This window comes from Lacticaseibacillus zeae DSM 20178 = KCTC 3804 (assembly GCF_000260435.1).
Lineage (GTDB): Bacteria > Bacillota > Bacilli > Lactobacillales > Lactobacillaceae > Lacticaseibacillus > Lacticaseibacillus zeae.
Genome location: NZ_BACQ01000009.1, coordinates 80,481 through 93,971 on the forward strand (window position 1 = coordinate 80,481; position 13,491 = coordinate 93,971).

Annotated in this window: 12 protein-coding genes and 1 pseudogene; 8 read left to right on the forward strand and 5 right to left on the reverse strand. The window is 48.1% G+C overall.

Going from position 1 to position 13,491, the window contains the following annotated elements; genetic code table 11:
* The first annotated feature begins 36 nt into the window (after positions 1-36).
* Positions 37-927: a LysR family transcriptional regulator gene (locus GSO_RS01715; RefSeq protein ID WP_010488270.1), complete on the forward strand. Its 891-nt coding sequence runs from the start codon at positions 37-39 to the stop codon at positions 925-927.
* 166 nt (positions 928-1,093) lie between these two features.
* Here GSO_RS01715 and nrdF read toward each other — a convergent pair whose 3' ends face one another.
* The 3 genes from nrdF to nrdH all read right to left on the reverse strand — a co-directional run bounded on the left by nrdF (position 1,094) and on the right by nrdH (position 4,599).
* Positions 1,094-2,074, reverse strand: coding sequence for a class 1b ribonucleoside-diphosphate reductase subunit beta (gene nrdF, locus GSO_RS01720; RefSeq protein WP_010488272.1), 981 nt, complete (start codon positions 2,072-2,074; stop codon positions 1,094-1,096).
* 53 nt (positions 2,075-2,127) lie between these two features.
* Positions 2,128-4,299, reverse strand: coding sequence for a class 1b ribonucleoside-diphosphate reductase subunit alpha (gene nrdE, locus GSO_RS01725; RefSeq protein ID WP_010488274.1), 2,172 nt, complete (start codon positions 4,297-4,299; stop codon positions 2,128-2,130).
* A 69-nt stretch (positions 4,300-4,368) separates the two neighbouring features.
* Positions 4,369-4,599 (reverse strand): glutaredoxin-like protein NrdH, encoded by a 231-nt coding sequence (gene nrdH, locus GSO_RS01730; RefSeq protein ID WP_010488276.1) that lies wholly within the window; start codon positions 4,597-4,599, stop codon positions 4,369-4,371.
* Positions 4,600-4,917: 318 nt separating this feature from the next.
* Between nrdH and GSO_RS01735 the strand changes: the two genes are divergently transcribed.
* Both GSO_RS01735 and GSO_RS01740 read left to right on the forward strand, forming a co-directional pair.
* On the forward strand, positions 4,918-6,369 hold the full coding sequence (locus GSO_RS01735) for a helix-turn-helix domain-containing protein (protein WP_010488278.1): 1,452 nt from the start codon (positions 4,918-4,920) through the stop codon (positions 6,367-6,369).
* Positions 6,370-6,479: 110 nt separating this feature from the next.
* Positions 6,480-6,806, forward strand: a complete 327-nt coding sequence (locus tag GSO_RS01740) for a hypothetical protein (RefSeq protein WP_010488279.1) — start codon at positions 6,480-6,482, stop codon at positions 6,804-6,806.
* 168 nt (positions 6,807-6,974) lie between these two features.
* Here GSO_RS01740 and cls read toward each other — a convergent pair whose 3' ends face one another.
* Positions 6,975-8,444, reverse strand: coding sequence for a cardiolipin synthase (gene cls, locus GSO_RS01745; RefSeq protein ID WP_010488280.1), 1,470 nt, complete (start codon positions 8,442-8,444; stop codon positions 6,975-6,977).
* 305 nt (positions 8,445-8,749) lie between these two features.
* On the opposite strand from cls, the pseudogene GSO_RS15385 reads away from it, so the two are divergent.
* Positions 8,750-9,352, forward strand: a pseudogene (locus GSO_RS15385) (nitroreductase family protein).
* A gap of 119 nt (positions 9,353-9,471) precedes the next feature.
* Here the strand turns inward: GSO_RS15385 and GSO_RS01755 are convergent.
* Positions 9,472-9,870 (reverse strand): ribonuclease HI family protein, encoded by a 399-nt coding sequence (locus tag GSO_RS01755; protein ID WP_010488281.1) that lies wholly within the window; start codon positions 9,868-9,870, stop codon positions 9,472-9,474.
* Positions 9,871-9,894: 24 nt separating this feature from the next.
* Between GSO_RS01755 and GSO_RS01760 the strand changes: the two genes are divergently transcribed.
* The 4 genes from GSO_RS01760 (at position 9,895) to GSO_RS01775 (ending at position 13,478) form a co-directional block, all read left to right on the forward strand.
* Positions 9,895-10,299: an EbsA family protein gene (locus tag GSO_RS01760; RefSeq protein WP_010488282.1), complete on the forward strand. Its 405-nt coding sequence runs from the start codon at positions 9,895-9,897 to the stop codon at positions 10,297-10,299.
* Between the two features lie 12 nt (positions 10,300-10,311).
* Positions 10,312-11,985, forward strand: a complete 1,674-nt coding sequence (locus GSO_RS01765; RefSeq protein WP_029345496.1) for a formate--tetrahydrofolate ligase — start codon at positions 10,312-10,314, stop codon at positions 11,983-11,985.
* A gap of 108 nt (positions 11,986-12,093) precedes the next feature.
* Positions 12,094-12,561 (forward strand): signal peptidase II, encoded by a 468-nt coding sequence (lspA, locus tag GSO_RS01770; RefSeq protein WP_010488284.1) that lies wholly within the window; start codon positions 12,094-12,096, stop codon positions 12,559-12,561.
* Positions 12,558-13,478, forward strand: coding sequence for an RluA family pseudouridine synthase (locus tag GSO_RS01775; protein ID WP_010488285.1), 921 nt, complete (start codon positions 12,558-12,560; stop codon positions 13,476-13,478). The genes lspA and GSO_RS01775 overlap by 4 nt, the downstream gene beginning before the upstream one ends.
* Positions 13,479-13,491 lie beyond the last annotated feature (13 nt).

Here is a 13,491-nt window from a genome sequence, read left to right on the forward strand (position 1 = left end):
TGCGATAATCAGAACTGATAGGAAGTAGGGGAGCTTATGGAACTGCAGACGTTGCGTAACTTTATTGAAATTGCCGACCATGGCAGTATTACGGCTGCTGCCAGAACATTGGGCATTTCCCAGCCAGGGTTATCGCGCCAATTAAAAGATCTGGAAAAAGAACTGGGCGTTAAACTGCTGATCCGGGGAAATCGACGGGTTACCTTGACGGAAGATGGCACCTACTTATTGAACCGGGCCCGCGAGTTAACCGCCATCGCCGAACGCACCAAAAATAATTTGCAAGGCAAACATACACTGGGTGGTGATCTTTACATTGGTGCCAGCGAAACCAGTGGTAAGCGCCTGATGTTGCAGGTTGCTCAATCCCTCCGCCAGCAGTATCCCAGTCTGCATGTCCATGTGACTTATGGTTCTGATGAAAGTCTGATTGCTAATCTTGAAGCCGGTATGTACGATTTTATTTTGCGCCCAGATAAGGAACAGACTCAGTACGAAAGCCTGCCGCTCCCGATTCGCGATGCTTGGGGCGTTTTGATGACCACCGATGATCCGTTAACCGATAACCTTCTGATCACGCCAAATGATCTTAACGATAGCGAACTGATTCTGCCGCGGGCCACGCATACTCGCAATGCCTTTGAACACTGGCTAGGACAGGGACTCGACCCGGCATACATCGTTGGCACCTACGATTTGACCGCTGATGCTTTAGGCATGACCGCAGTCGGATTAGGGCGTGCGCTATGTCTTGAATATCTGGCAACGCAAACATCGAACACTTCCTTAACCTTCCGTCCTTTAGCTCCGGCATTAGCCGATCCGATCGCGTTAGTGTGGAAACGAGACCGTGAGCTTTCCCGCATCGCCCAACGCTTCTTAAGCCTCGTTCATGAAACGATCAATCAGCAAAAAGCAGAAAGTTAGACCGAAAGGAAAAGGGATTATCGCGCGATCATCCAAAATGAGCCATTTCTGACATTCTGATTTAAAAAGTGAATATAAAAAAGCCAGCTCCAAATGCGTATCGCATAACTTGCGACGCATCTGGAGCCGTTTTTTTTATTCCTCGACACATTCATTTCCGAAAGCCTTACTTATCGCGGCCTTCGTCTCCAGTTGAAAATGAATAATCATCATCCTGCATGGCTTCAACCTGTCCCAGTCGATAACCATTACCGACTTGGGAGAAGAAGTCGTGGTTGGCTGTTGACGTCGAAATGCCGTTCATAACAATCGGGTTCACATCATCAGCCGTATCTGGAAAAGCGGTTTCCTGGCCCAGATTCATGAGCGCTTTGTTGGCGTTGTACCGCAGGAAAGTCAAAACTTCGTCCGTCCACTTAGTTTTAGCATACAAATCATTCGTATACTTTTCTTCATTTTCGTACAGATCGTAAAGTAAATCGTACATCCAGTCCTGCAACTTTTGCTGCTCGGCTTCTGGCAACTCATTGAAGCCTAATTGGAACTTGTAGCCGATGTACGTGCCATGGACACTTTCATCCCGAATGATCAGCTTAATGATTTCCGCCACATTGGTCAGCTTGTTGTTGCCTAAATAATAGAGTGGGGTAAAGAAGCCTGAATAAAACAAGAAGGTTTCCAAAAAGACGCTGGCAATCTTCTTTTGCAACGCCGAACCATTGTGGTAAATATCGTTGATTTTGTTGGCTTTGTACTGCAGATGTTCATTATGATTCGTCCAGTCAAAGATTTCATCAATTTCAGCCGGGGTGTTCAGCGTTGAGAAAATTGACGAATAACTCTTGGCATGAACACTTTCCATGAACTGAATATTGTTTAAGACCGCTGTTTCCTGTTGCGTGCGAATATTCTGCCGCAAACTTGCCATGCCGTCTTGACTTTGCAGGGTATCCAGCAAAGTCAGCCCGCCAAAGACATGCCCGACAACCCACTGTTCATCAGGACTCAATGAACGCCAATCGTCTAAATCGTTGGATAAAGGGATCCGGGTATCCAGCCAAAATTGTTCCGTCAACTTTTCCCAAGTTGCCTTATCGACTTCATCTTCAATCGCATTCCAGTTAATCGCAATATATTGTTTTGCCATATTCTCCGCTCCTTGTATGTAAAAACAGGGGAGATCCCCCTGTTAAAAGATAATCAAATCGAGCAACTTTCACAAGCGTTGCTGCCGATTTCTTCCTGGTCATCGGTGTAAGTCCGGATGTAGTAAATCGACTTGAGGCCTTTGTGATGGGCGTAGTTCCGCAAAATGTTCAAATCACGCGTCGTCATCTTGTCGGTTCGGCCGTCTTTCCACGGATAAAGGCCAGCAGGAATGGTACTGCGCATGAACAGGGTCATGGCCATTCCTTGATCAACGTGCTGTTGGGCAGCGGCATAAACATCAATGACTTTACGCATGTCAATGTCGTAGGCACTTTGATAGTAAGGCATGGTGTCATTCGACAAACCGGGTGCTGGGTAATAAATCGTGCCGATTTTCTTCTCTTGACGATCCTCAATCCGGTTAACAATTGGCTGCAAGGAGGCACTGGTATCGTTAATATAGCTGATCGAGCCATTAGGGGCCACAGCCATCCGGTTTTGATGATACAAGCCGTCCTTCATGACACTCTCTTTGAGCGCTTCCCAGTCCGCCTGGGTCGGAATGTGAACATCCTTGAACAAATCACGCACCTTGTCGTACTTAGGCGCCCATGATTGCTGGATATACTTGTCAAAATAACTGCCATCAGCGTATTTGCTGTTTTCAAAGTTATGGAATGACTCGCCACGTTCTTTGGCAATCTTGTTGGATGCCTTCAACGTGTAATAATTCAGCAACAAGAAATAGATGTTGGTGAAATCAAGACTTTCCGGTGAACCATAATACATATGATTCTTAGCAAAGTACGTGTGCAAGCCCATCGCGCCAAGGCCAATGCTGTGTGCCAGGTGATTCCCATGCTGAACAGACGGCACAACGTCAATATTGCTATGATCAGTGACATAGGTCAATGCCCGAACCATGGCTTCAACGCTGTGACCAAAGTCGCGACTGTGCATCAAATTAGGAATATTCGTGCTACCCAGGTTGCAGGAAACATCTGTCCCTAAGACTTCATATTCCTGCTTGTTGTTGAGCTTGGATGGTACCTGTACCTGCATGATTTCCGAGCACAGGTTGCTCATGATGATTTTGCCATCGATCGGGCTCGCATTGTTGGCAGTGTCAATGTTGATGATGTAAGGATAGCCAGATTCCTGCTGTAATTTGGAAATTTCATTTTCCAGATCGCGGGCCTTAATCTTGTATTTCTTAATGTCCGGATTGGCCACCATGTTGTCGTATTCCTTGGTGATATCCACATACGAAAATGGCTTGCCATAAGCCCGTTCAACCGAATAAGGGGAGAAGAGGTACATATCGGCATTGTCCTTGATAAGCTCGTAATACTTATCAGGCACAATCACGCCGAGGCTAAGGGTCTTTACCCGATACTTTTCATCTGCGTTTTCCTTTTTGGCGCCCAAGAAACTGATGATATCAGGATGGAAGACATTCAAATAAACCACGCCGGCACCTTGACGTTGGCCCAGTTGATTACTGTAGGAAAAAGAATCTTCCAACAACTTCATGACCGGCAATACGCCACTTGCAGCACCGTCAATGCCTTTGATTGGCGCACCGGCTTCACGAAGGTTCGATAGTGTCAGGCCGACTCCGCCACCAATTCGTGACAACTCAAGGGCAGAGTTAATCGCGCGGCCAATCGAATTCATGTCGTCGGTAATTTGCAGTAGAAAACAGGAGACCAATTCGCCACGGCGTTGCCGACCAGCGTTTAGGAACGAAGGGGTAGCCGGCTGATACCGCTGATGGATCATCTCATCAGCCAAATCCACCGCCAGCTGCTCATTACCATCCGCAAAGAAGAGGGCGTTGGCAAATACCCGATCTTTGTAATCTTCAAGATACTGAGTGCCATCGTCGGTCTTTAACGCATACTGAGCGTAATACTTATAGGCCGCCATGAAGGACTTAAACTGAAAATGCTGAGCCGTCAAGAACTGGTCCAGCTTTTCCAGGAAGGCCGGCTGATACTTTTTTAAAAATCCCGCTTCATAATAGTGATTGTCAACCAAATACTTCAAGCGCTCTTGTAGCGATGAAAACTTCATCGTATTTGGCGCCACATTTTCGGTCAAAAAGGCCTGTAATGCTTCCTTATCTTTATTGAGCGGAATCTGGTCGTTAACGGGAATATTGATCTCGTTGTTAAGGGCGTAATAAGTAACCTCGTCCGGACTGATTGTTTTTAATGACATGCTAATCCCTGCTTTCACTGCAATTTATCTTCATTCGGTTAAGTTCGATGCGATAAAAAAACTGGCTGTTCAGACAGCCAGTTGCTTCAAGGCATCCGGTCGAAACCCGGAGAATGAATCAAGCCCATCTGCTTCAAGAACAGGAACCTGCTGGAATCCCTTTTTCTTTAAGTAATCGATGTATTCAGGTTCCTCGTTGATGTTGTGTTCCGTAAATGGAATCTTGTGGGTATCGAGGTAGCGCTTTGTCATCCGGCATTGTGGACAGCCATTGCGCGTGAACAGTGTGATGTTACGCATAGGTATCATCCTTTCTTGTTATCTTATGTAGTTTAGAATACTCAATATTGGGGTGCATGTCAATGAAAAACACCATATCTTGGGGTTAATTTTTTTGATGCCCCAAAGCATATGGTGTCGACTTGATTTTCGCTTACTTTTAGTATAGCAAGAATGCATGCCAGACGCCAGTGTTAATCAATTATAGGCTGACTTAATGCGGCAAAAGCCTGCCCGCTAAGGAAACACGCGTCTGAGACAAGTACACAAGCATCATTTATCCGGTTGCCGAGCTTCTTTGCTATACTATAGCAAAAATTTGGAAAGGAAGTCGTCACCATGGCGTTTGAAGAACTCTTTCTAGACCGTGAAGAACGCGAGCGGTTGGCGCTTTATGGCGATTTGCGAGACGCGCCGAATCGACAGATGAATATCGCAACGGCTGCGATGGCACGCGGTGAAAGTTACCGACAACTGCGCCGGCAAATGGCGAAAGTCGCCGAGGATTTACATGCCATTGATCCTGGTGCACCACCTTTATTACGTAAAGGGGATGGCAATATGACGGCACCGCCTTCGATAAGTCGCGTTCGTTACCGGATCTTTTTGTTTCGCCGATCGCTTCCCGGAAAACTCTTGGTCAAAACATTGATGCAACCTGATCTAACGTTGCCCATGTTATTAGAAGAAACCGGTTTCTCACGAGCAGCTTTTTTTCGGCGGATTTCCGCATTACGTGGGTACTTGCGCCAAAAAGGGGTCACCATTAATCTCACGCCGTTGGCACTTGCCGGCGCAGAGCCGCGAATTCGCCAAGTCTACCGGCAGTTATTGTGGCAATTAGTGGACGCTGACAATCCTTTGTTTGCAGACATGTTGCCTCAGTCACGTCAGCTGGTTCAAGCCTTACAGGACGCCGGATTAGTCGAGCGGGATTTTTCAGTCAAGCAACTAAGATTTTCAGCTAACATCAATCTCTATCGGTTACAGGCCGATCACGCCATTATCAATACTTTAAACTTTTCTGAATTGAGGCCGCTGCCCACATTGCCGGAAAAGTTGCCGGATGTCTTTGCCCATTTGCCGCCAGAAGTTGCCAAAGCCGAAATGCTCTATCTGTATCTCGGCCAGTGGCGTATTCCGCGATTTCACACGGAGCAGCAATTTGAGGCTGCGGGGATTGTTGGTTACCACGCCGCACACAACACGCTGGCTTGGCAAACCGTCGCCAAAATCCGCGCTGAACTTAGCCGCCACTTGATCGGTATTTCCTCGGCAATCACCACAGATCTGGCATTAGCCGGCAATTTATTAAAAATTTTAATCAGCGAACAGATCTTTCCTGACGGCGCCTATATTGATTTGGCTAAAACCGCGCATCCAATGCGGGCGTTTTATCCGCGGCTGGACAAGGCGATTAAAGCATTTTTTGCGCGTGAGGCACCAACAAATCATGCCCTTGAGGAAATTATCGACGGCTTTTATCAGCTGCTTTGGCCATTCATGACAGAAAGTGCTGTTGCTGATAAACTGAAAGTTGCATTGGACCCGTTGATGCCGCAGCCGTTATACGAAACTGTGCGGCTCAACCTCATTCACCCGGCATTCATTCGGTTGGTAACCATTCACCAACATCCAGACTTTGTGATTTCGGCCCAAGCCTTGGCTCCGGGTGAGGAATCGATCGTGCCTGGCATTCCGGTCTTTTATCTGGCTAGTGAACGCTTTGAAAGTTGGTCCGCGCTTTATCAGGAACTCTTTCTCCGCTCCCGTCAGCAACTTCATCAATAAGGAAAAACCGCTGAGTGTCACTCTGTTGACTGCAAAAGCGACTTTCCCCGCTGCCGTTGATGAAAGGCCGGCGTAGGTGCATACTAATATATGAGGAGATGACTGCTAGCATGAAACGAGACAAGAAAGCAGACGAGGCCGCTGTCGTTGATATGAATGACACGCTGATGGACTATGCCCATAAACGCCAGCCACATGTCGAAGATCTGGCTGAAGAATTAGCTAACCGCGCTAAAGATGATCTGAATGCCATTGATGCCTACCTAAAAGATGGGGGCGAGGCCCGCAAAGAATATCAGGCAATTGCGGAAGGTTACCTGCGCGACAAATATAACCTGGAAGGCGACGAGTTAACGACTGCCCGTGACACACTTGTCCAAGCTGCCATCCACTATCTTCTCGGCCACACCAAGGCACTAGACGATTGGCAACGGTAATCAGCAACTCATCAAGCCTTCTTCACTGCCATTATGGCGATCAGCTAAACACATATGATTATTTTGAAAATGCTATATTTCGGTCACAAAAACGCCGCCTCAGTGCACCATGCTGACGCGGCGTTTTTGTGACAACATCGTTCAATTTTTGATGATTTACAGGCTGGCTTACAAAATCGGCGACAGGAGCCGAGAGAAGTCTTGTTTGAAGCGTAACCAGCGGCTTTGACTAGCAATGATCGCTGGGGTCAGTAGGTAGCTTTGCTTCATATCAGCTTCAAATATTTCGGCAAGCGTTCCGGCAACCTTACGATCGTAAATAAAGGCGTTGACCTCAAAATTCAGTTTAAAACTACGAATATCGAAATTAGCTGACCCGACACTGGCAATGGCATCATCGACAACCACGGTTTTTGCATGCATGAAGCCATGTTGATAATGGTAAATTTTAACGCCGGCACGAGCCAGATAGGTGGCATAGTACTGGGTCGCCCGGAAAATAAACGGATGATCCGGCATATCCGGAATCATGATTCGGACATCAATGCCCGACATGGCGGCGGAAACGAGCGCATCAATCACCGTGTCATCCGGAACCAAGTAAGGACTTTGAATCCAAACCGACTTGGTAGCGCTAGTAATCAGCTTGGTGTACCCTAACTTGATTTGCTGGGTAGGGCGATCAGGCCCTGATGCGACAATCTGAATCGGTGTGCTGCCGGCCGTCATGCCTTCACCTGACTGACCTTCAGGACTGTCCTGCTCCACGTTGTAGGCAATCTCGTCCTTTTCACCGACCGTCGCATTCCAATCCATTGTGAAGCGAATTTTCAACGCATAAATGGTGTTACCTATGATACGCAGGTGAGTATCACGCCAATAGCCAAATTTTGGCTTACGGGAGACATATTGATCGCCGACGTTGAATCCGCCAATATAGCCGACGTGATCGTCAATCACAACGATTTTGCGATGATCGCGGTAATTCAAACGAAAGTCGGTAATCGGATGTTTGGAGCTAAAATAGCTTTCAACCTGGCCACCGACATCGGTTAGTCGGCGCCACCATTTTGCCGAGGCACCCATCGACCCCCAAGCGTCATATAAAACCTTAACCGTCACGCCTTGTTTGGCCTTTTTAATCAATAATTGCTGAAACTGGTTGCCTAATTCATCATTATAAATGGTGTAATACTCGACATAAATGTAGTGCTTGGCGCTTTCAATGTCGCGAAACAACGCAGCAAACTTCTTTTCGCCATCGGTATAAAGCTGAACCTGGTTATGGGCCAGCACCGGTGCCTGGGCCGTATTCAGGAAAAAGGCGGTCAGAGCTTTGGCTGCAGGCGTATAATCCGTCGGCGGCAAAAGTTTGTTCCGAGCATTTTCGTGTTTTTGAAGCGACACAAACGCTTTGACCCCAGACTCATACTCACGCTGAATCCGGCGTAGTTTTTTGGTCGAGAGTCCGCGACCCGCGAACAGATAAAAACCGAACCCGATGATTGGCAGGAAAATCAGCACCAGCAACCAGGCCCAAGTTGTCGAAATGTCGCGAACTTCACGAAGAACCGTAAAAATCGCACCCGTCGTGTTCAAAACCAAAATAATAATAATTAGCCAGGTGATCAGCGACATACCACACCTCCAGGAAGAATAGCTTCATTGTACCGAAGCCGTCCCTCTCTGTCACGTTAACCACTACGATCGACGATCTATTCAGATGTCAGCTTTCAGATGCGGGGGTTGCCTTGCGAAAAGAGGCTTATTGCGTGCTTTTTGAAAAAAAGATGCGCAAAGGGTTTACTTACTAATAGTCAGTTGGTAAAATGATGCTTGTTCTGCTGCATGACCGCATGCTGCTATTTTCAGGCGCTGACGTCTATCAGTTTTGCTAGCCATATGCGGAAATGTAGTTATTAATAGAAAAAGGTGGTTTTCCTGTGAATCAAGATCTTCTGAACCTTCTCAAGCAACGCCGTTCCATCTACGCACTCGGCAAAGATGTTAAGCAAAAAGACGATGACATCATCGAACAAGTTGAATCTGTCATTCAGGCAACACCAACGGCCTTCAATTCGCAAACAACCCGAGCAGTTTTCCTATTTGGCGGACAACACGACAAGCTTTGAGATATCGTGGTTAAGCGCTTGAAGAGTGAAGTTCCGACTGAGGAAGCCTACGAGGCAACCAAGAAAAAAGTAGCTGGCTTCAAAGCCGCCTATGCAACGATTATGTACTTTACCGATACCGACATCGTGAAGCAGCTGGAACATGATTTTCCGCTGTACGCAGATAACTTTGCAACCTGGGCAGAGCAGGCTCAGGGATCGGCTCAACTCAACACCTGGGTAGCCCTGGCTAACAATGGCATTGGTGCAAATCTGCAACACTACAATCCCATCATTGATGAGCTTGTCAGCGACGCCTTTGATATCCCGCAAAACTGGCAATTGCGTGCCCAAATGCCGTTTGGCTCGATTGAGGCACCGGCACAAGATAAGGATTATATGGATCGTACCAGCCAGTTTAAGGTATTCATGTAATCACAGGTGCTGAGGTCGTCCGGCTGAGGCGTCATTTTACTTTAAAAATCTATGTTCATGCCAAAAGAGGCCGCGATATTCCGAATTATGGAATGTCACGGTCTCTTTTTGGCGAAAAATTAACTTTTCGTCTCTGCTTCACGTAACCCTTGCTGAGCCAACGTGTGAGCACCACGGTTTTGACGATCGGGCAACCAGTTAGGCAGCACAAGCGGAAACCGGTCAATCAAGGCCAGCAATTCTGCGGTTAAAGCAGGATAATGTTTGGTATAGCGCTTTTCGATTGCCTGAACGACCAGCTTGGAGTCACTATAAAACGCCACGGGTACAGTTGTGAGTTCAGCTTCGATTAATAAATTAAAGCCGGCAATCGCTGCAGCAAATTCCGCCTCATGATTGGTCATCGGCGGTAAAGCGGCATGTCGTTGAATCTGCTGAGGCAAACCGCTGACCAGGATGCCAATGCCAGTCGGGCCCGGGTTGCCTTTTGTAGCGCCATCTGTGTATAGTTTAAGCATGATTTCTCCTAAGGAAGTGACGAATTGGCTGACTATCGAACACATTATCAACCTGCATGGATCGATTTTAGCATGTTTTGGAGCGCGATCGTGATCGGTCTCAGCTTGGCGATCATCGTTCAGCTGGAAAGTACGAAACCTTCATGGCTGGCGATTGCGATTGCGGCGATTACGATTTTGACGGCTATCGGCCAGATTTTGCTGCTTCGCCTGATTGCGACTGAAAAAGGCATCCGGTTAACCAGTCTTTTTAAAAGTAATACGATTAATCTGTCATGGAGCGAAATTGAGGGGTTTACGTCCGGCCATTTGACAGTTATGCTTAAAACCAAACAATACGGTCGGGTTTCGTTCCTGATGTTCGGTAAAAAACGAAAGCAAAAGATCGTGGCGTTGATCGAAAAAGGATTGGAAACATCAACTAAATAAGGAGTGTGTTGTATGTCTGATATTGAAATTGCCCAGGCCAACGAAGCGACCTCAATGTGGCCAATTACGAAAGTTGCAGCAAATCTAGGCTTGACCGACGATGATCTGGAACTGTATGGCAAGTCCAAAGCCAAACTTAGCTTCGCGGCTCTCAATGCGTTAAAAGACAAGCCTTTTGGCAAGCTTGTTTTGGTGACCTCGATTAACCCGACCCCAGCTGGTGAAGGCAAATCGACCATTACGGTTGGCTTAGGCGATGCGCTTCAGCAGCGCGGCCAGCATCCCGTCATCGCATTGCGGGAGCCATCATTAGGCCCGGTGATGGGGATGAAAGGCGGCGCTACCGGCGGCGGTTATGCGCAGGTTGTGCCGATGGAAGACATCAACCTGCATTTCACTGGTGACATGCACGCTCTGACAACCGCAGTCGACACCCTGGCAGCTTTAATCGATAACCATCTGCAACAAGGCAACACACTTAATATCGATCCACGGCGAATTCTTTGGAAGCGCGCTTTGGATATTAACGATCGGGCATTGCGCCACGTCACGATCGGCTTGGGCGGCCCAACCAGCGGTGTTCCGCGGGAGGACGGTTTTGACATTACCGTCGCAAGCGAATTAATGGCAGTCCTGTGTCTTGCGGAAAACATCGCGGATCTCAAAGCTCGCATCAGTCGCATCGTGATTGGCTATACTTATGATCGCAAGCCTGTAACTGTGGCCGATTTGAAAGTAACTGGCGCCATTGCAATGTTATTGCGGGATGCGTTGAAGCCAAATCTGGTCCAGACACTGGAACATACGCCGGCGTTCATTCATGGCGGCCCGTTTGCCAATATTGCCCACGGCTGCAATTCCGTTTTAGCTACCCGGACCGCACTGCAACTGGGCAACATTGCTATCACGGAGGCCGGTTTCGGCGCTGACCTTGGCGGCGAAAAGTTCATGGATATTAAGACCCCGGTTTTGGGCAAAACCCCAGATGCCGTGGTTATCGTCGCAACGGTTCGCGCCCTGAAATACAACGGTGGTGTTGTGCTAGCCGACTTGCAACAGGAAAACCTGGATGCCTTGGCGCAAGGTTTTGCGAACCTTAAACGGCATATTCACAGCATGCAAGGCTATGGCGTGCCGGTTGTGGTGGCCGTTAACCGCTTTACCAGCGACACAGATGCTGAGATTCAGTGGCTCATCGATGCTTGCGCAAAATTAAACGTCAAAGCTGTTACCGCAACGGTTTGGGCTGACGGCGGCCGCGGTGGCTTAGCAGTAGCCGACGCGGTCCTGGACGCCTTGAAGCAGCCGGCAAGTTTCACGCCACTATATGATGTGCATCAGGATGTCAAAACCAAGATTAAAACCATTGTGCAAAAGATCTACGGTGGTGGTGACGTTGTTTATGAAGGAAAAGCCAACGCTGCACTGCGAACGATCGCTAAAAATGGGTGGCAGGATTTACCGGTTTGCATGGCCAAAACCCAGTATTCATTGACCGATAACCCCAAAACTTTAGGGGCACCTGAAGGATTTACGATTCACGTACGCGACATTATCCCTAAGCTTGGGGCAGGGTTCTTAGTCGTCATGACCGGAACCGTTTTGACCATGCCGGGACTACCAAAAGCACCAGCTGCCTTAAACATGGACGTCACCGACGATGGTAAAATTTCCGGACTCTTTTAAATCATTCATGTTTTCGGCACAAGATGTAACCGTCATTTTTCGAATGGCGGTTTTTCTTTTGGCGCGGTACACTTAAAGGCAAATGTCATTTATTCAGGGGGAACTTCTGTGTTTATCTATGTGATCGTTGCAGCTGTCTTGGTTTTGATTGATTTTGTCATTAAAACCTGGGTGAGCGCGCATATTCCACTTGGCGAAAGCCAGCAACTGATTCCGGGCGTGATTGATCTCACGCACATCCGCAATACCGGAGCGGCTTTTTCCATGTTTGAAGGGAAGCAGTGGTTCTTCTACGTCACGACGGTGTTGGCGTTTGTGGTCGTAGCGTTGCTTTGGCGTGACAGCCTACACAAACCTGTTTATCGCTTGGGACTGACACTGATCACGGCAGGGGCAATTGGTAACTTCATTGATCGGCTGCGATTCCAATACGTCACAGATATGTTTCACCTTGAATTTTTGGATCAGTGGCGGTTCAACGCTATTTTTAATTTTGCCGATATGTGCATCACGTTCGGGGTGATTTTGGTTTTGGCGTTTATTTTATTTGATCGCGACAAGGCGGTGTCCGCATGACTGAGACCTTTACCATCACGACTGAACAAGGGCGTATCGATAAGGTGATCACGGCCCATGAATCGACCCATACCCGCAGTCAGGTACAAAAATGGCTTCAAGACGGCTTGGTCACCGTTAACGGCCAGCCGGTGAAAGCCAATTACAAGGTCTCGTTAGGAGATGTCATTGCCGTTTCAATTCCGGAAGCCCGACCCTTAGAAGCCGTTGCGGAGCCGATTCCGCTTGATATTGTCTATGAAGATGACCAAGTGATCGTGGTTAATAAACCTCAAGGCATGGTTGTCCATCCCGCGCCAGGCCATCCTGACGGCACATTGGTTAATGGGTTGCTTTATCATACTGACTTGCCTGGCATCAATGGCGTCATTCGGCCGGGGATTGTGCACCGCATCGATAAAGATACTAGCGGTTTGTTGATGGTCGCCAAAACCGAAAAGGCCCAATTGAGTTTGTCGGCGCAACTTAAAGCCAAAACGTCCATCCGTGAATACCTTGCGTTAGTTCATGGGACGTTTAAAGAAGATGAGGGCACAATCGATGCGCCGCTTGGCCGTGATCCGCGTGACCGCAAACGACAGGCAGTGGTTGCTGACGGTCGGCATGCGGTTACCCATTTTCAGGTACTGGAACGATTTGCTCACTATACCTTGATCAAATGCGTTTTGGAAACCGGCCGGACCCACCAGATCCGCGTGCACATGGCTTACATTCACCATCCGGTAGCAGGCGATCCTTTGTATGGGCCTAAACGCACACTTCCAGGCAACGGCCAATTTCTTCACGCTGCCAAGCTCGGTTTTGTCCATCCGACCACCGGCAAACTCTTAACTTTCACGGCACCGGTCCCCGAAGTTTTTGAAAAAACCTTAGCCGATCTGCGCGCAGGCATTGACAAGACCCGCAACGTCCGGTAATCTTAACTCAATC